The sequence below is a fragment of the uncultured Amaricoccus sp. genome (assembly GCF_937858865.1).
Classification (GTDB): Bacteria; Pseudomonadota; Alphaproteobacteria; order Rhodobacterales; family Rhodobacteraceae; genus Amaricoccus.
In genome coordinates, this window is sequence record NZ_CALLYO010000133.1 from 1 (window position 1) to 16,654 (window position 16,654).

The 16,654-nt window shown below is 68.9% G+C and carries 18 protein-coding genes; 6 read left to right on the forward strand and 12 right to left on the reverse strand.

Annotated features, from left to right (window positions below; all coding sequences use genetic code 11):
- The 4 genes from mnmG to hemJ all read right to left on the reverse strand — a co-directional run.
- A partial coding sequence (gene mnmG / locus Q0112_RS03715) for a tRNA uridine-5-carboxymethylaminomethyl(34) synthesis enzyme MnmG (RefSeq protein WP_297971573.1) occupies positions 1-1,304 on the reverse strand: 1,304 nt, incomplete at its 3' end.
- Between the two features lie 7 nt (positions 1,305-1,311).
- Positions 1,312-2,616 carry a tRNA uridine-5-carboxymethylaminomethyl(34) synthesis GTPase MnmE gene (gene mnmE, locus Q0112_RS03720; protein WP_297971576.1) on the reverse strand — a complete coding sequence of 435 codons (1,305 nt, stop codon included), beginning with the start codon at positions 2,614-2,616 and terminating at the stop codon, positions 1,312-1,314.
- 25 nt (positions 2,617-2,641) lie between these two features.
- Complete coding sequence (rho, locus tag Q0112_RS03725; RefSeq protein ID WP_297971617.1) at positions 2,642-3,925, reverse strand: transcription termination factor Rho; 1,284 nt, start codon at positions 3,923-3,925, stop codon at positions 2,642-2,644.
- A gap of 122 nt (positions 3,926-4,047) precedes the next feature.
- Positions 4,048-4,503 (reverse strand): protoporphyrinogen oxidase HemJ, encoded by a 456-nt coding sequence (gene hemJ / locus Q0112_RS03730; RefSeq protein ID WP_297971579.1) that lies wholly within the window; start codon positions 4,501-4,503, stop codon positions 4,048-4,050.
- A 542-nt stretch (positions 4,504-5,045) separates the two neighbouring features.
- On the opposite strand from hemJ, the gene Q0112_RS03735 reads away from it, so the two are divergent.
- Genes Q0112_RS03735 through dnaQ form a run of 4 tightly spaced genes read left to right on the forward strand, consistent with a single transcriptional unit; the run spans position 5,046 to position 7,780 of the window.
- Positions 5,046-5,672, forward strand: a complete 627-nt coding sequence (locus Q0112_RS03735) for a nucleoside triphosphate pyrophosphatase (protein ID WP_297971582.1) — start codon at positions 5,046-5,048, stop codon at positions 5,670-5,672.
- Entirely contained in the window at positions 5,669-6,502 is an 834-nt protein-coding gene (locus Q0112_RS03740) for a shikimate dehydrogenase (protein ID WP_297971585.1), read from the forward strand. Before Q0112_RS03735 ends, Q0112_RS03740 begins: the two co-directional genes overlap by 4 nt.
- Positions 6,499-7,104 (forward strand): dephospho-CoA kinase, encoded by a 606-nt coding sequence (coaE, locus tag Q0112_RS03745; protein ID WP_297971587.1) that lies wholly within the window; start codon positions 6,499-6,501, stop codon positions 7,102-7,104. Before Q0112_RS03740 ends, coaE begins: the two co-directional genes overlap by 4 nt.
- Positions 7,097-7,780 carry a DNA polymerase III subunit epsilon gene (dnaQ, locus tag Q0112_RS03750; protein ID WP_297971589.1) on the forward strand — a complete coding sequence of 228 codons (684 nt, stop codon included), beginning with the start codon at positions 7,097-7,099 and terminating at the stop codon, positions 7,778-7,780. Before coaE ends, dnaQ begins: the two co-directional genes overlap by 8 nt.
- Before the next feature lie 125 nt (positions 7,781-7,905).
- Here dnaQ and Q0112_RS03755 read toward each other — a convergent pair whose 3' ends face one another.
- The 4 genes from Q0112_RS03755 to Q0112_RS03770 all read right to left on the reverse strand — a co-directional run bounded on the left by Q0112_RS03755 (position 7,906) and on the right by Q0112_RS03770 (position 10,574).
- Entirely contained in the window at positions 7,906-8,739 is an 834-nt protein-coding gene (locus Q0112_RS03755; RefSeq protein WP_297971592.1) for a DUF1217 domain-containing protein, read from the reverse strand.
- 10 nt (positions 8,740-8,749) lie between these two features.
- Positions 8,750-9,172, reverse strand: coding sequence for a flagellar biosynthesis repressor FlbT (flbT, locus tag Q0112_RS03760; RefSeq protein WP_297971595.1), 423 nt, complete (start codon positions 9,170-9,172; stop codon positions 8,750-8,752).
- A complete protein-coding gene (gene flaF / locus Q0112_RS03765) occupies positions 9,169-9,543 on the reverse strand; it encodes a flagellar biosynthesis regulator FlaF (RefSeq protein WP_297971597.1) in 375 nt (124 codons plus the stop codon). Before flaF ends, flbT begins: the two co-directional genes overlap by 4 nt.
- 101 nt (positions 9,544-9,644) lie before the next feature.
- Positions 9,645-10,574, reverse strand: a complete 930-nt coding sequence (locus Q0112_RS03770; RefSeq protein ID WP_297971599.1) for a flagellin — start codon at positions 10,572-10,574, stop codon at positions 9,645-9,647.
- A 199-nt stretch (positions 10,575-10,773) separates the two neighbouring features.
- Between Q0112_RS03770 and Q0112_RS03775 the strand changes: the two genes are divergently transcribed.
- Entirely contained in the window at positions 10,774-11,262 is a 489-nt protein-coding gene (locus Q0112_RS03775; RefSeq protein WP_297971601.1) for an invasion associated locus B family protein, read from the forward strand.
- On the opposite strand, the gene Q0112_RS03780 is transcribed toward Q0112_RS03775, so the two are convergent.
- The gene (locus tag Q0112_RS03780; RefSeq protein ID WP_297971605.1) at positions 11,259-12,326 is read right to left on the reverse strand and encodes a LacI family DNA-binding transcriptional regulator; all 1,068 of its coding nucleotides are present in this window, start codon (positions 12,324-12,326) and stop codon (positions 11,259-11,261) included. The genes Q0112_RS03775 and Q0112_RS03780 overlap by 4 nt on opposite strands.
- A 158-nt stretch (positions 12,327-12,484) precedes the next feature.
- On the opposite strand from Q0112_RS03780, the gene Q0112_RS03785 reads away from it, so the two are divergent.
- The gene (locus Q0112_RS03785; protein ID WP_297971607.1) at positions 12,485-12,724 is read left to right on the forward strand and encodes a DUF1127 domain-containing protein; all 240 of its coding nucleotides are present in this window, start codon (positions 12,485-12,487) and stop codon (positions 12,722-12,724) included.
- A gap of 98 nt (positions 12,725-12,822) precedes the next feature.
- Here Q0112_RS03785 and Q0112_RS03790 read toward each other — a convergent pair whose 3' ends face one another.
- From Q0112_RS03790 to Q0112_RS03800, 3 genes are all read right to left on the reverse strand, one after another.
- Positions 12,823-14,256, reverse strand: a complete 1,434-nt coding sequence (locus Q0112_RS03790; RefSeq protein WP_297971610.1) for an NAD(P)(+) transhydrogenase (Re/Si-specific) subunit beta — start codon at positions 14,254-14,256, stop codon at positions 12,823-12,825.
- A gap of 9 nt (positions 14,257-14,265) precedes the next feature.
- Positions 14,266-15,840 carry a Re/Si-specific NAD(P)(+) transhydrogenase subunit alpha gene (locus Q0112_RS03795; protein ID WP_297971612.1) on the reverse strand — a complete coding sequence of 525 codons (1,575 nt, stop codon included), beginning with the start codon at positions 15,838-15,840 and terminating at the stop codon, positions 14,266-14,268.
- 121 nt (positions 15,841-15,961) lie between these two features.
- Positions 15,962-16,654 (reverse strand): iron-containing alcohol dehydrogenase (locus tag Q0112_RS03800; protein WP_297971615.1); only part of this gene is annotated, 693 nt, incomplete at its 5' end.

Genomic DNA, 16,654 nt, shown 5'->3' on the forward strand with positions numbered 1-16,654 from the left:
TCGGCTCGCGACGTGAACATCCGGTAGGGCTCGCTCACCCCCCGCGTCACGAGATCATCGACCATGACGCCGATATACGCCTCTCCGCGGTCGAACACCGTCGGCTCCCTTTCGAGCACCAATGCCGCTGCATTGAGCCCAGCGAGGAGACCTTGCCCGGCTGCCTCCTCGTAGCCGGTCGTCCCATTGATCTGGCCGGCAAGATAGAGTCCGGAAAGGACCTTGACCGCGAGCGTCCGATCGAGAGCGCGAGGATCGACGTAGTCGTACTCGATGGCGTAGCCAGGACGAACTATCCTGGCGTTTTCAAGGCCTTGAATGGAGCGGACATACGCTTCCTGGACGTCCGCCGGCAGCGACGTGGAGATCCCGTTGGGATAAACGAGCTCCGTTTCGAGGCCCTCCGGCTCGAGAAAGACCTGATGCGCGTCCTTCTCCGCGAAGCGGACCACCTTGTCCTCGATCGAAGGACAATAGCGCGGGCCAGGCCCGCCGATCCGTCCACCATAGACCGCCGAATGAGCGATATTGCGGCGGATGATGTCATGGGTTCGCGGGTTCGTCGCGGTCACGCCACAGGAGACCTGCCGACAGGCAGGCTGCCGGGACAGGAACGAGAGCAGGACCGGGTCACTGTCGCCCTCCTGCACGCCGACCGCAGCCCAGTCGATCGTGCGCCCATCGAGCCGCGGCGGCGTGCCCGTCTTCAGCCTTCCGAGCGGCAGCGCCAGATCCGCCATCCGCTCGGCCAGCCGGACCGACGCCTCGTCACCCACCCGTCCGGCCGGCCGCGTCTCGTGGCCTATGTGAATGACGCCGCGAAGAAAGGTTCCGGTGGTCAGCACGACTGCGCCACACCGGAGATGGACCCCGTCGGCGAGGATCACGCCCGCCGCGCGCCCATCATCCACCGCCAGGTCCACCACCTCGCCCTCGATCACCCGCACATCGCGCCGTGCACGAAAGGCGGCCTGCACAGCCTCACGATAGCGCGCCCGATCCGCCTGCACGCGGGGTCCCTGCGCTGCAGGCCCCTTGCTCCGGTTCAGCAGCCGGAACTGGATCCCGGCGTGATCCGCCGCCCGACCCATCACCCCGTCGAGCGCATCGATCTCCCGGACGATGTGGCCCTTGCCCAGTCCTCCGATCGCCGGGTTGCACGACATCTCGCCCAGCCGATCGAACCGGTGCGTGACGAGCACTGCGGACGCACCCGACCGCGCGGCCGCCATCACCGCCTCCGTCCCGGCATGGCCGCCGCCCACGACGACGACGTCGCAATCGCGCTGTTTCACGTGAAACAATCCTCGCTCACTTGCCCAGGCAGAAGGACTGGAAGACGACATCCAGGACAGCCTCTACATCGACGGCACCGACGAGGAAATCAAGCGCCCGCAGGGCCGCGCGCAGCTCCTCCGCGACCAGCTCCACGCGCGGCTCCACAGCCCGCATCTCGGCCCCTGCCGCCTCCACCCTCTGCACCGCCAGCGCGATCGCTTCCCGCTGCCGGCGATGCGACGCCGTTCCCGCCCCGGCGACCCGCGCCTCGAGAACGGCCGTAAGGCTCCGAAGCAGCTGATCGACCCCCTGACCGGTCAGGCCGGACACGGCCGGCAGATCGCCTCGAGGACGCAGGTCCCCCTTCGCGAGCACCAGCAGATCCTCCGCCTCTCGCGAGACACCGAGCCCCTCCACCTCCCGAGGCTCGTTGACGAGAAACACCCGCACATCCGCCCGCGTCGCGCGATCCCGGGCCCGGGCGATCCCGAGCGATTCGACCCGCCCCCCACCGGCCCTGAGTCCCGCCATGTCGAGAAGGGTGACCGGCATCCCGGCGAGATCCATCCGCACCTCGAGCACGTCCCGCGTCGTCCCTGCCACCGCCGACGTCAGCGCCGCCTCGCGGCGCGCGAGCGCGTTCAGCAGCGTCGACTTCCCCACATTCGGCCGACCGACCAGCGCCACCTCGAACCCGTCGCGCAACCGTTCCGCGATCAGCGCCCCATCCAGCTCCGCCCGCATCGCCGCGCGGACCGAGCCCAGCGTTCCGCCGACGAAGCGGAGAATGTCCTCCGGCAATTCCTCATCGGCAAAGTCGATGCTTGCTTCCACATGCGCGAGACACCGGACCAGCTCCTCGCGCCACCCCGCAGCCAGGCCGGATATCGCCCCGTCCATGAGCCGCAGCGCCTGCCGTTGCTGCGCCGCCGTCTCCGCAGCCAGCAGGTCCCCCAGGCCCTCGACCTGCGGAAGATCGAGCCGCCCGTTCAGCAGCGCCCGCCGGGTGAACTCTCCAGGCTCGGCAACCCGCAGGCCTTCCATCCCCCCCAGGACAGCGAGCAGCGAACGACACACCGCCGGGCTGCCGTGCACCTGAAACTCGACCACATCCTCGCCGGTGAAGCTCCCCGGCGCCGGATAGGCAACGACGAGCGCCTGATCCAGCGTCTCGCCCGTCCCAGGGTCCCGCAGCCGGCGCAGCCCTGCCTGCCGCGGCGGCCCGAGCTCGCCCGCCAGGGACTTCGCCGCCGTCAGGGCCGCCGGCCCCGACACCCGGATGATCGCGACACCGGCACGGCCAGCAGCGGTTGCCTGGGCAAAAATCGTATCGCCCAACAAACTACCCGAAAGTATAGATTGATTAACTGTTCATCGAATCGAAGAATTCGCTGTTCGTCTTCGTCTGCTTTAGCTTTCCAAGTAGGAACTCGATAGCGTCCGTCGTCCCCATCGGGTTCAGTATCCGCCGAAGGACGAACATCTTCGTCAGATCGCTCTTCTCGACCAGCAACTCTTCCTTCCGGGTCCCGGACTTGAGAATGTCGATAGCCGGGAATACCCGCTTGTCGGCGATCTTGCGATCGAGAACTACCTCCGAGTTGCCCGTCCCCTTGAACTCCTCGAAGATCACCTCGTCCATCCGCGACCCGGTATCGATCAGCGCCGTCGCGATGATCGTCAGCGACCCGCCCTCCTCGATGTTGCGCGCCGCCCCGAAGAACCGCTTCGGCCGCTGCAAGGCATTCGCATCCACGCCACCCGTCAGCACCTTGCCCGAGGACGGCACCACCGTGTTGTACGCCCGCCCGAGCCGGGTGATCGAATCGAGCAGGATCACCACGTCGCGCTTGTGCTCGACCAGCCGCTTGGCCTTCTCGATCACCATCTCGGCCACCGCCACATGCCGCGCCGCCGGCTCGTCGAAGGTCGAGGCGACGACCTCGCCCTTCACCGACCGCTGCATGTCGGTCACCTCCTCCGGCCGCTCGTCCACCAGCAGCACGATCAGGAAGCATTCGGGGTGATTGCGGGCCAGCGACGAAGCGATATTCTGCAAGATCACCGTCTTGCCCGTGCGCGGCGGCGCGACGATCAGGCACCGCTGCCCCTTGCCGATCGGCGCCACCAGGTCGATCACCCGCGCCGTCCTGTCCTTCACCGTCGGGTCGTCCACCTCGAGGGTGATCCGCTCGTCGGGATAGAGCGGGGTCAGATTGTCGAAATGGACCTTGTGCTTCGCCTTCTCCGGATCCTCGAAGTTGATCTTCGACACCTTCACCAGCCCGAAGTAGCATTCCCCTTCCTTCGGCGCCCGGATCACGCCCTCGACCGTATCCCCGGTGTGCAGCGAATAGCGCCGGATCTGGTTCGGGCTGACATAAATGTCGTCGGGCCCCGCCAGATAGTTCGCCTCCGGCGAACGCAGGAAGCCGAACCCGTCCTGCATCACCTCGAGAACCCCGTCGCCCGAGATCTCGACGCCTTCCTCGGCCATGTCCTTGAGGATGGCGAACATCATGTCGCCCTTGCGCATGGACGACGCGTTCTCGATCTCCAGCTCCTCCGCCAGCTGCAGGAGGTCGGCCGGGCTCTTGGCTTTCAGGTCAGCGAGCGAAAGCTGCTCGAAATCAGTCGATAGATCCATCGGGGAACTCAGGACGCCTTTGGATGGGAAAAGGGGATGTAAACCGGATGCCAGAACGGCCCGTCGTCTCGTTTCCTTTGCACAAGTGCCCCGCCATGTCAAATCCCCGGTCTTCGCGGCCTTCAGAACGGCTTCACGATCACCATGACGACGATGACGAGGAGGGCGAGCGTCGGCAGCTCGTTCGCCAGGCGATAGGTCCGCCCCGCAAGCCGGTTGCGGTCGCCGGCGAAATCCGCGCACCGCCGCACCAGCCATTCGTGGAATGCCGAGAGGCCGATCACCGTGGCAAGCTTCACGTAGAACCACCCCTGCGTCGTCCAGCCGACGACCCCCGGCGTCAGCGCGAGCGTCAGCCCCAGCGCCCAGGTGACCATCATCGCCGGCCGCATGATGTAGTGGAGCAGCCGCCGCTCCATCACCTTGAAGGTTTCCGACAGCTCGGATCCGGGCGTGCCCCGTTCCGCGTGATAGACGAAGAGCCGCGGCAGATAGAACAACCCCGCCATCCAGCTGATCGCCGCCGCAAGGTGCAGCGCCTTGATCCAGGGATAGGCGACAGTCAGCAGGTGCGACACGCGGACACTTTCGATTGGCTCCTCCTGCGCCTCTAGCACGGCGCCTCCGAAGCGCAAATCGGCCCGGTCCTTCCTTCTTTCCAATCAGGAGATCTTGAGAATGTATGAAGAAGTGACCGCCGGGGATTCCGGGGATTATCTCCTGAGCAAATTCTCCCACAAGGTTTTCCACAGGCAATCCAACATTTCTCCGTCGGCGCCTTCACAACCTAAAGTTGTGGAGAAGTGAAATTACCGAAGCATAATCAATGGCTTGAAAATGCGCCTTGCCGTTGTCCACAGGGTCGGAGGCCGGTCGAGTCCGCCCGGCGGGAGCATCGAATCCGAGTTATCCCAACACCGGGATTGTCGACCCGCGCCGGAGGGGACTCGGTGGGTGAAGCCTTCCCGAGCCTGTGCCTCTTGCCCGGCTTCCCGTTGTTCACCGGACACCCCCGGATTTCTTCCGGACTTATCCACGACTCTGTCCCGAGGAATCTTCGATCCGACCGGGCCGAAGCGGCGGTTGCGCCGCCGGGCCGGCTGCGGCACAACCGGCTTCGATGCCGTCCGATCCCGTCTCCACCCAGCCGCCGCAGCCGCTGATTCTCGCTTCCCGTTCCGCCGGACGGGCGGATCTGCTGCGTCGCGCCGGAGTTCCCTTCGAGATTGTCCCCGCCGCGGTCGACGAAGCGGCCGTGAAGGCGGCCCTCCAGGCCGAAGGCGCCCTGCCGCACGACCTTGCCGACGCGCTCGCCGAGCACAAGGCGCGGCGAGTCGCGGGAAGACATCCCGCCCGGGTCGTGCTCGGCGCGGACCAGATCCTCGTCTGCGATCGCCGCGTCTTCGACAAGCCGCGTGACATCGCCGAGGCTCGCCTGCAGCTCGCTGATCTCCGGGGCCGGCGCCACGAGCTCCTCTCCGCCGCCGTCGTCTACGAGAATGCCGCCCCGGTCTGGCGGCACGTCGGCCGCGCCCGGCTCACGATGCGGCCGTTCAGCGACGCGTTCCTCGACGCCTATGTCGAGGCGCAGGGCGAGGCGCTTCTCTCGACCGTCGGCGCCTATCGCCTCGAGGAGGCGGGCGCACAGCTCTTCGCTCGGGTCGAAGGTGACATCTTCACCGTCATGGGGCTGCCGCTCCTCGAGCTGCTGGCCTTCCTCCGCACGCGCGGGATCTGCCTCGAATGACCGCCGCGCCCGCCCTTGCCGGGGTCGTCGGCTGGCCGATCGGCCACTCGCGCTCGCCGCGCCTGCATGGCCACTGGCTCCGCCGCTACGGCATCGCCGGCTACTACATCCCGATCGCGCTGCCGCCGGATGGCCTTGCGGCCGGTCTCCATGCGCTGCGGACCCTCGGATTCCGCGGCATCAACGTCACCATCCCCCACAAGGAGGCCGCGCTCGCCCTCGCCGACGAGGCGACCGATCTCGCCAGGGCGATCGGCGCCGCCAATACGCTGACCTTACGCACCGACGGCACGATCCATGCCGACAATACCGACGGATACGGGTTCGTCGCCAACCTCCGGCAGCAGGTTCCCGCCTGGCGTGCCGGGGCGGGGCCGGCGCTGGTGCTCGGCGCCGGCGGCAGCGCCCGTGCCGTCGTCGCCGCCCTCGTCGCCGAGGGCGCGCCGGAGGTGCGCGTGACCGGCCGCACCCTGTCGCGGGCGGAAGCACTGGCTGCGCATTTCGGGCCGCCCGTCGTCGCGCTTCCCTGGGCGGCTGCGGGGGTGGCGGCGGGCGATGCCGCGGTCATCGTCAATACCACGCCCCTCGGCATGGCCGGGAATGCCGAGCTGCCGCTCTCCCTCGACGGCGTGCCGCCGACGACCCTGGTGACCGATCTCGTCTATGGCGGCGAGCCCACGCCCTTCGTCGCCGAGGCCCGCCGGCGCGGGTTCGCCGCGGTCGACGGCCTCGGCATGCTGCTGCACCAGGCGGCACCCGGCTTCGAGCGCTGGTTCGGCGTGCGGCCCGAGGTCGACGAGGCGCTCCGCCGGGCGGTGCTCGCGCCATGACGCGCCCCTACCGCCTCGGACTGACCGGCTCGATCGGCATGGGCAAGTCGACCACCGCCCGGCTCTTCGCCGAGGCCGGCGTCCCGGTCTGGGACGCCGATGCCGCCGTGCACCGCCTCTACGCCGCGGGCGGGGCGGGGGTCGGCGCCATCGCCGCGCTCGCGCCGCAGGTGATCGTTTCCGGCGCGGTCGACCGCGACCGCCTGCGCGACGCGATTATCGCCGAGCCGGAGCTTCTCGCCCGGATCGAGGCGCGCATCCATCCGCTGGTTGCCGCCGACCGCGAGGCCTTTGCCGCCGCGCATGCGCAGGCGGACATCATTCTCTTCGACATCCCGCTTCTTTTCGAGACCGGCGGGGCGCAGGAGCTCGATGGCGTCCTGGTCGTGTCGGCGCCGGCCGAGGTCCAGCGGGCGCGCGTTCTCGAGCGGCCGGGAATGACTGGGGAGGCATTCGAGCGCATCCTGGCGCGGCAGATGCCCGACGCCGAGAAAAGGGCGCGAGCGGACTTCGTCATCATGACCGACCGGGGGGTGGAGGCCGCGCGGGCCGACGTGCTCGCGCTGGTCGAGAGGATCAGGGCAGGGCAGGGCGATGCGTGAGATCGTGCTCGACACCGAGACGACGGGGCTCGACCCCGACACCGGCGACCGCATCGTCGAGCTCGGCGCGGTCGAGCTCCTCAACCACATGCCGACCGGCCGCGTCTTCCACCGCTACCTCAACCCGGAGCGGGAGGTGCCGGCCGAGGCGGTCCAGGTGCACGGGCTCACCACCGCCTTCCTCGCCGACAAGCCGCTGTTCCGCGCCGTCGCGGCGGAATTCGTCGCCTTTCTCGGCGACGCGCGCCTCGTCATCCACAATGCCGCCTTCGACATGAAGTTCCTGAACGCCGAGCTCGGCTGGGCCGGGTACGACGGCCTGCCCTGGGCGCGGGCGGTCGATACCCTCGAGCTCGCCCGCCGCCGCTATCCCGGCGCCCAGAATACCCTCGACGCCCTCTGCCGCCGCTTCGGCGTCGACAATACCGGCCGCACCAAGCACGGCGCGCTGCTCGACTCGGAGCTCCTCGCCGAGGTCTATCTCGAACTCATCGGCGGCCGGCAGCCGGATCTCATCCTGACCGTCGTCACCTCCGCCACTGTCGGCGCCCAGGCCTGGGCGCCGCCCCCCCGCCCGCACCCGCTGCCGCCGCGGCTGTCCGAGGCCGAGGCCGCTGCGCATGCCGCCTTCGTCGCCGAGCTCGGCGAGCAGGCCCTCTGGATCCGGCTCGGCTGACGCCCGGGCGCACGGGTGGGCACGCGTGCCCACTTCGGCATCCTTCTGATTCAACTTGATAATATATCCGCCGTCAACCAGATGGAAACCATCGTTAACGGGGGTTTCCGGCCAGTCGGGGATCGTCAGCGGCGCGAGGCGAGCAGGTTGAGCAACCCCTGCGAGCCGCTGTCGTTCATGCTCTGCAGCAGCGTCAGCGCGGCCGCGCCCGGCGAGGTGGAGCTCACCCCCTCTTCGATCTGCGCGCGGGCGAGGAACCGGTTGATGACCTTCTCCACGTTCGCCGCATCCTGGAACACGGCGAGCGAATCCGAGCCGAACAGGGCGCTGGCCTTGTCGCGCAGGATCTCGCGCTGCTGGTCGATATCGATCTGCCCGAAGGCCGTCGGCAGCCCGAAGGCCTTCTCCACCACCTCGCGCAGCGGCTTCGAGCCGAGCAGGCTGTACCAGCTCCCGCCCTCTCCCTGCGCCAGCTCGGCGATCTCGCGCCGGAAATTCATCGCCAGCCGCATGTTGTTGTCGGCGTCGCCCACGGCGACCTCGAAGGCGCGGGTCTTGTAGGCCGCGACGATCTTCGCGGCGAAGCCGACGTCGCCCGTCTTCGCCCCACCCGCGTCACCGAAACCGAAGGCCTCGGCCAGCTTGTACCAGCTCTTGTCGGTCATGCGGTTGGCGAGCGCGGCCGGATCGGTCGTGCCCTCGTCCATGATCTTGCGGATGAAGGCCTTCTTGTCGATCTCGCCCTCCAGCCCGAAGGCGCCGAGCGCCACCTTGAGCAGCCGCCGGTCGGCGACGAGATCGGCCGCGGAGCCGATGCCGCCGATCTTCTCCTGGAAGTAGGCGATGTCGCGCTGCAGCTCGGCCCCCTTCTCGAAGCTCGCCTGCTGCGACGCCTGGGTGCGCTCGAGGAACCGCCATCCGGCGATGCCGCCGAGCGGGACGACTGGCTGGAAACTCATGCGCGCGCCCTCATGAACCGGGGGACGGCACCGGGCGCACGAGGCCGAGAAGCCGCGCCTCGCGCGGCAGCAGCGCCCTGAGTGCCCGCATCGTCTGGTAGAACTTGCCTTCGGCCACCGCCGCGGTGGCGGCCGCGAGATGCGCGCGGCTGTCGGCGTCCTGGAACACCTGGCTGAGCTGCTCGATGCCGAGATTGAGCTGACGGCTCGCCTCCCCCGGCTCGGCCTCGCCGGCGAGAACGAGCTGGGCGATGTAGCAGATCCGCCGGACCGGCGTGTTCACCTCGTCGGGGTGGATCGCGTCGCGCAGCCGCAGCACGTTCGCCTCCGGCGTCAGCACGTTCAGCCGCGTGCGCCGGTCGCCGTTCTCCATGACGACGCCGTTGATCATGATCCGCTCGTGCGGCCCGAGCTTGAGGACCAGCCCGCTCACGCCGCCGTCTCCAGGTTGCCGCGCAGGCCCTTCATGATCGCGGTGTTGATGTCGATGAGGACTTCCACCTGCCCGCGTCCGCGCAGGACGGCGTGGCTGTGCTTGCGGACGAACTCGGCGAGCGAGACGAGCTGCGCGCGCAGGCCTATCGGCAGCTGGTTCGCGTCGCTCATCAGATCCTCGGCCAGCACGCCCCAGAGGCGCTGGTTGTCGGTGACCGCGGCCGCGAGGACGGGAAAGCCCGCCCGGTCGCTCTCGTCGAGCGCCTTCAGGCGGGCGGTGATCTGGGCGAAGAGCGCGTATTCGGTGCCGCGCTCGGTCCGGACCGCGTTGGCGTCGTAGCCGGAACGAGCCTGCGAAGTGGGATACATTCGGTAACCTCTCGGAAGCCTGGCCCCGATCGTGCGGGCCGGGCGGCCTGTCACTCGTTACTGGGACCGGGGCGGGCGATGCCCGCCCCGGTCGGGTTTCGTCAGCGGAAGAGCGAGAGCACGTTCTGCGGCGCCTGGTTGGCGATCGAGAGCGCCTGGATGCCGAGCTGCTGCTGGGTCTGCAGCGCGGCGAGCCGCGCCGAGGCCTCCTCCATGTCGGCGTCGACCATGGCGCCGACGCCGTTCTTCAGCGCATCCGCCTGCTTGGACAGGAAGGCGTTCTGCGCCTCGATCCGGGACTGCGCCGAGCCGAAGGTCGCCGCCGCGCTGTTGACAGCGTCGAGGACGCTGTCGACATAAGCGAGCGCCTCGGCGGTGCCGATGCCACCGAGGTCGGCCGCCGTCGGCAGCGTCTCGGCGTCGTAGTCGGCGTAGGTGCCGGTCGCGGCGTCACGGTTGGTGAGGCCGGCGAGCACCTTGAGCGAGTCGCCCGCCGCCCCGAGGTCGACCCACTGGACGCGGAAGCTCTCGGCCGAGACGGCCCCGGCGGCGCTGCGCGTCACCGACACGGTGATGTTCGCGCTCGTCGCGGCGATCGTGGTGGCATCGGTGGCGTCGTAGGCGGCGTTGACGAGGTTGATGCCGTTGTACTGTGACGAGGCAGCGATCGAGGTGATGGTGTCGGCAAGCACGGCGATGTCGTCGCCGAGCTTGGTCAGGTCGGCGTCGGGGTTCTGGGCCTGCACCACCTTGGTCTGGATCTGCTTGACGAGGTCGCCGATCTGCTCGGCGGCGGTACGGGCGGTGCCGACCATAGCCGAGGCGGAGGTGAGCGATTCGCCGAGTTTCTTGAACGAGGAAACGTCCGAGTTCATCGTCGAGGCGATCGACCAGGACGAGCTGTTGTCCTTGGCGGTCGCGACCTTGAGGCCGGTCGAGATCTCGTCCTGGACCTTGGCCATGCCCTTGTTGATGCCCTTCAGCGTCTGCAGGGCGACCATCGAGCTGGAGTTGGTGAGAATCGAAGACATCTGCATTAGTCCTTCTGGCGCGCGGCGCCTTCGACGCCGCTTTGTCATGGATGGCCCCACGCCGCGGTGGAACCGATGAACGCCCTTCTGACTGCTGCGGCCCCGGGTCCCCGTTCGGGTCCAGCCGCGCCGGCCTTTCGACCGCGTGGTCGGACCATGCGGGACGAGGGTGAACCAAGCGTGAAGGCGCGGGGCGATCATGCTTAACGGGACCCTGTCTTTTCAGACACTTGTCTTCATCCTGGCCCTGGCTCTGCCGGCATGGGCCGACCCGCCCGCGGCGCTGGCGGGCCGGATCCAGAGCTTCCGCGACTGGCGCCTCGACTGCCGCGCCGACCCCTGCGCGCTGCATACCGCGGTGCGGGGCGCGGACGGCAGCGAGGTGCTGCGGCTCGCGGTCGGGCCGGGGACGGCGCTGGCGGTCACCACCCCTTTGCCGCTCTTCCTGCCGGACGGGCTCTCGCTCGCCGTCGGGGGCGAGCCGGCGCGGGCGGTGCCCTGGCGCACCTGCGGCGCCGGCGGCTGCGAGGCGACGCTGGCGCTCGACCCCGCCCTCCTCGCCGGGCTCCGCCGCGAGCGGGGCGGCACGGCGACCTTCACCCTGGTCGACGGGGTGACGGTGCGGCTTCCCTTCTCGCTCCTCGGCTTCTCGGCGGCGATGGTCGCGGAGCGGACGCCGGGCGGTTAGCCCGCCGGCGGCGGGGCGGTCGAGGCGCGGAGCAGCAGGTCGACCTCGAGCCGCTCGCGGCGGATCCGGCCGCCGCGCTCGATCAGGATCTCGACTGCCCGCCGTCCGATCTCGCGGATCGGCTGGCGGACGGTGGTGAGCGGGGGCTCGGCCGCGGCGCCCTCGGGCACGCCGTCGAAGCCGACGACCGAGACCTCGCGCGGCACGGCGATGCCGCGCCGCTTCAGCCATTCGAGCGCGCGCATGGCGATGCGGTCGGACTGGGCGAGGATCGCGGTCGGCGGATCCGCCGCGGCGAAGAGGGCCGCGAGCGCCGCGTCGACCGCCTCGGGGGCGGGCGTCTCGTATATCGGCACCTTCCCGGTGTCGATCCCGGCCGCCGCGAGCGCCTGGAAGTAGCCGGTCACCCGGTCGCGCGACGAGGCATAGTCGGCCGCCTGCACCCGCGCCATGTCGACGAGGCCGCTGTTCTCCTCGCCGAACTCCATGGCGAGGACGGCGAAGCGGCGGTGGCCGAGCCGGGTCAGATGCTCGGCGGCGAGCCGGGCGCCGGCGGTGTCGTCGATGCCGACCGCGGGAACCGTCTCGTCGGTGTCGCCGAGGTCGAGCGCCACGAAGGGCAGGCGCCGCTCGCGCGCCTCGGCGATCAGCCGGTCGGCGTCCTCGAGGCAGAAGAGGAGGAGCCCGTCGACCAGCGCGCTGCGGATGCCCCAGGCGAGCTCGTCCTCGCTCGCCGCGGAGACCAGCGAGATGCCGATGCCGTTGGCGTCGCAGACCTCGCTGATCCCGACCATCATCGCGCGCGCGTAAGGATCCTCGAAGAAGTAGGCGAGGGGTTCGGCGGTGGCGACGCCGACCGCGTTGACCTTGCCGGCGCTCAGCATCCGCCCGCGCGGGTCGGGGCCGGCGTAGCCGATCTCCGCCGCCGCCGCCAGCACCCGCGCCCTGACCTCGTCGCGGACGAGGCCCGGGCGGTTGAAGACGTTCGAGGCGGTCGCCTTCGACACGCCGGCCCGCTCCGCCACGTCGACGAGCCGCGCGGCCTTCCCGGTGATTCGGTTCATCCTCCTGCCGCTCCCGCTGCTCAAGTGCCTGACCTAGCACGCGTCTTGAACCGGTTCAAATTTCTCTTGACGCAAGGAGGCAGCGATCTATTATTTGAACCGGTTCAATGCAAGCCTGAACCGGTTAAACCATCGAGTACCGTCGAAAGGAGACGGCCATGACCATGGCAGTCCTCGCAGAGAAATTGCGCCCCGCTTCCCACCTGGGCCTGGTCGACGCGCTTCGCGCCGCCCGGGCGTGGCACCGCCGGCGCCGGGCCGAACGGGCCGGCGCGGCCCGGCTCGCCCACCTCGACGCCCACCTTCTCGCCGACATCGGGATCGACCCCGAGGCGGTCAGGGGCCGGCGGCAGGGCTGGGACGACCTGCTGCCGAACGGCTACCTGATCCATCGCTGAGGGGCGTTCACCTTCGTGAAGATGCGGTAAACGCGATCGGGAAAATCCCCTGATTTCAAATGGATGTCGGGAGTCGCACGCGTGCGACTCCCGTGCGATCAATGGATCTTGGTCAGGAGCTCGTCGAGCGACTTCTTGGCGTCGCCGTAGAACATCCGCGTATTGTCCTTGTAGAAGAGCGGGTTCTCGATGCCGGAGTAGCCGGTGCCCTGGCCGCGCTTCAGCACCAGGACGTGCTTGGCCTTCCAGACCTCGAGCACCGGCATCCCGGCGATCGGCGAGTTCGGATCCTCCTGCGCCGCCGGGTTCACGATGTCGTTCGAGCCGATGACGATGGCGACGTCGGTGGTGGGGAAGTCCTCGTTGATCTCGTCCATCTCGAGCACGATGTCGTAGGGCACCTTCGCCTCGGCGAGCAGCACGTTCATGTGCCCCGGCAGGCGGCCGGCCACCGGATGGATGCCGAATCGCACTTCCTTCCCCTTGCCGCGCAGCCGCTTGACCAGCTCGGCCACCGACTGCTGCGCCTGCGCCACCGCCATGCCGTAGCCCGGCACGAGGACGACCGAATCGGCGTCGTCGAGCATCGCGGCCACGCCGTCGACGTCGATCGCAACCATCTCGCCCTCGATCTCCATCGCCGGCCCGCTCGCGCCGCCGAAGCCGCCGAGGATGACCGAGACGAAGTTCCGGTTCATCGCCTTGCACATGATGTAGGAGAGGATGGCACCGGAGGAGCCGACCAGCGCGCCGGTGACGATCAGCAGGTCGTTCGACAGCGTGAAGCCGATCGCCGCCGCCGCCCAGCCCGAGTAGCTGTTCAGCATCGAGATGACGACCGGCATGTCGGCCCCGCCGATCGCCATGATCAGGTGCCAGCCGATGAAGCCGGCGATCAGCGCCACCAGCACCATGGTCCAGATGCCGGCCCCGGCGAAGTAGAGGATGCCGAGCAGCAGGCAGACGAGCCCCGCGCCGATGTTGATCGCATGCCGGCCCGGCAGCGTCAGCGGCTTGGAGGCGATCTTCCCGGCGAGCTTGCCGTAGGCGACGATCGAGCCGGTGAAGGTGATCGCGCCGATCAGGATGCCGAGGAAGATCTCCACCCGCATGATCGCGAGCTCGGCCGGCGTCTTGTGCGCCAGCGTCAGCGCGAAGCCGCGCAGCTGGTCGACCGTGCCGTCGGCGATCGCCTGCGCCGCCCGGTGTGCCTCCACGTCGGCATTGAGGCCGATGAAGACCGCCGCGAGGCCGACGAGGCTGTGGAAGCCGGCGACGAGCTCCGGCATCTGCGTCATCTGCACGCGCGAGGCGATGAAGGCGCCGACCACGCCGCCGATGATGACCATCGGCGCCAGCAGCCAGTAGTGCCCGGATCCGCCGAAGATCGTGGCGACGACGGCGAGCGCCATGCCGACGATGCCGTACCAGATGGCGCGCTTGGCCTTCTCCTGGTTGGAGAGCCCGCCGAGCGCGAGGATGAAGAGGATGGCGGCCGCGAGATAGAAGGCCGAGACAAGTCCGAGGCTCATCGTGCGCTCCTAGCTCTTCTGGAACATGGCGAGCATCCGGCGCGTCACCAGGAAGCCGCCGAAGATGTTCACCGACGCCATCAGCGTCGCGAGCGCCGCCAGCAGGATCACGAAGACGCTGCCCGATCCCATCTGCAAGAGCGCCCCGAGGATGATGATCGACGAGATGCCGTTGGTGATCGCCATGAGCGGCGTATGGAGCGCGTGGCTCACGTTCCAGATCACGTAGAAGCCGACGAAGCAGCTGAGCGCGAAGACGATGAAATGCTGCATGAAGCTGACCGGCGCCACCGTGCCGACGAGCAGCGTCAGCACCGTGCCGACGACGAGGAGCGCCGTCGTCCGGTTCGAGCTCTTGCGGAACTCGGCCAGCTCGCGCGCCGCCTTCTGCTCCGGCGTTTCCTCGACCGCCTTGGGCTTCGGCTTCTGCACCGCGATCGCCTGCACCTTCGGCGGCGGCGGCGGATAGGTGACGGCGCCCGCGTGGGTGACCGTCGCGCCGCGGATGACGTCGTCCTCCATGTTGACGACCGGCTGCCCGTCCTTGCCGGGCGTGAGGTCGTCCATCATGTGGCGGATGTTGTTGCCGTAGAGCGTCGAGGCCTGGGTCGCCATCCGGCTGGCGAGGTCGGTATAGCCGACGATGCGCACCCCGTTCTTCGTCTCGAACATCTTGCCCGGCTTGGTCAGGTCGCAGTTGCCGCCCTGCTCCGCGGCGAGGTCGACGACGACGGACCCGGGCTTCATCGCCTCGACCATGTCCTTGGTCCAGAGCTTCGGCGCCGGCCGGCCGGGGATGAGCGCGGTGGTGATGACGATGTCGATGTCGGGCGCGAGCTCGCGGAACTTCTCCAGCTGCTTCTCGCGGAACTCAGGCGAGGAGGGCGCCGCATAGCCGCCCGTCGTCGCCCCGTCCTGCAGCGTCTCGGCGAAGTCGAGATAGACGAACTCCGCCCCCATCGACTCGATCTGCTCGGCGACCTCCGGCCGCACGTCGAAGGCGTAGACGATGGCCCCGAGCGAGGTCGCCGTGCCGATCGCCGCGAGGCCGGCGACGCCCGCGCCGACGACGAGGACCTTGGCCGGCGGCACCTTGCCCGCCGCCGTCACCTGCCCGGTGAAGAAGCGGCCGAAGTTCTCGCCCGCCTCGATCACCGCGCGGTAGCCGGCGATGTTCGCCATCGAGCTGAGCGCGTCCATCTTCTGGGCGCGCGAGATGCGCGGCACCATGTCCATGGCGAGCGCGGTCACGCCCCTGGCCTTCAGGCTCTCGAGCAGCTCGGCGTTCTGCGCCGGGTAGACGAAGCTCACCACGATCTGCCCGGAGCGGGCCAGCTCCACCTCCTCCGGAGTGGGGGCGCGGACCTTGCTGACGATGTCGGCCTCGGCCCAGAGTTCGGCCGCGCTCGCCACCACCTTGACGCCCGCCTCGGCATAGGCGGCATCGGAGAAGCGCGCCGCCTCGCCGGCACCCGATTCGATCAGGCAATCGTAGCCGAGCTTCTTCAGCGCCGCCGCGGACTGCGGCGTCATCGCCACCCGCTTTTCGCCGGAAAAGGTCTCCTTCGGGGCACCGATCTTCACGGCTGTAGGCTCCCTCTTGCTGATCGCAGGACGCCGGATCGGGGGCGGAACCCGTCTCGCGGTAACATTTTGTTGCGCGCGCTTTTAGGTTCGCCGCTGTCCCGTGTCAAACTGCCGAAGGCTATCCCAGGCGCCCGTCCAGGGCGCGCCGGTAGAGATCGAGCGCATCGGTCGCCGAGAGGTGCCGCGGGTTGCCGCCGGCGGTCGGATCGACCGCGGCCATCTCCGACATTTCCTCGAGGCGCGAATCGTCCACCCCGATCCGGTCGAGCGTGTGCGGGATGCCGAGATCGCGGCGGAAGCGCAGCACGAAGTCGAGAAAGCCGGGAAAGCCGCCCTCGATCCCGAGCCAGGCGGCGAGCCGGTCGACCTTGTCCCAGAGCGCCTCGCGGTTGAAGTCGAGGACGTAGGGCATGAAGACGGCGTTGGTCAGCCCGTGGTGGGTGTTGTAGAGCGCGCCCACCGGGTGCGAGAGGGCGTGGATCGCCCCGAGCCCCTTCTGGAAGGCCGTCGCCCCCATGGCGGCGGCGGCGAGCATGTTGCCGCGCGCCTCGAGGTCGGATCCGTCGCGGTAGGCGACCGGCAGATACTCCTTGCAGAGGCGCAGCCCCTCGACCGCGATGCCTTCGGCCATCGGGTGGTAGGAGGGGCTGGCATAGGCCTCGAGGCAGTGGGCGAAGGCGTCCATCCCGGTGCCGGCGGTCAGCAGCGGCGGCAGGCCGACGGTCAGCTCCGGGTCGAGGATCACCTGCGCCGGCAGCATCCTCGGGTGGAAGATGACCTTCTTGGTATGCGTCTCGAGGTTGGTGATGAC

Bases quoted from the DNA above. Each gene is read 5' to 3' on its own strand.
- rho (WP_297971617.1), bottom strand. From the start codon at position 3,925: ATGGATCTATCGACTGATTTCGAGCAGCTTTCGCTCGCTGACCTGAAA.
- Q0112_RS03735 (WP_297971582.1), top strand. From the start codon at position 5,046: ATGCCGTCCGATCCCGTCTCCACCCAGCCGCCGCAGCCGCTGATTCTC.
- Q0112_RS03740 (WP_297971585.1), top strand. From the start codon at position 5,669: ATGACCGCCGCGCCCGCCCTTGCCGGGGTCGTCGGCTGGCCGATCGGC.
- coaE (WP_297971587.1), top strand. From the start codon at position 6,499: ATGACGCGCCCCTACCGCCTCGGACTGACCGGCTCGATCGGCATGGGC.
- dnaQ (WP_297971589.1), top strand. From the start codon at position 7,097: ATGCGTGAGATCGTGCTCGACACCGAGACGACGGGGCTCGACCCCGAC.
- Q0112_RS03755 (WP_297971592.1), bottom strand. From the start codon at position 8,739: ATGAGTTTCCAGCCAGTCGTCCCGCTCGGCGGCATCGCCGGATGGCGG.
- flaF (WP_297971597.1), bottom strand. From the start codon at position 9,543: ATGTATCCCACTTCGCAGGCTCGTTCCGGCTACGACGCCAACGCGGTC.
- Q0112_RS03770 (WP_297971599.1), bottom strand. From the start codon at position 10,574: ATGTCTTCGATTCTCACCAACTCCAGCTCGATGGTCGCCCTGCAGACG.
- Q0112_RS03775 (WP_297971601.1), top strand. From the start codon at position 10,774: ATGCTTAACGGGACCCTGTCTTTTCAGACACTTGTCTTCATCCTGGCC.
- Q0112_RS03780 (WP_297971605.1), bottom strand. From the start codon at position 12,326: ATGAACCGAATCACCGGGAAGGCCGCGCGGCTCGTCGACGTGGCGGAG.
- Q0112_RS03785 (WP_297971607.1), top strand. From the start codon at position 12,485: ATGACCATGGCAGTCCTCGCAGAGAAATTGCGCCCCGCTTCCCACCTG.
- Q0112_RS03790 (WP_297971610.1), bottom strand. From the start codon at position 14,256: ATGAGCCTCGGACTTGTCTCGGCCTTCTATCTCGCGGCCGCCATCCTC.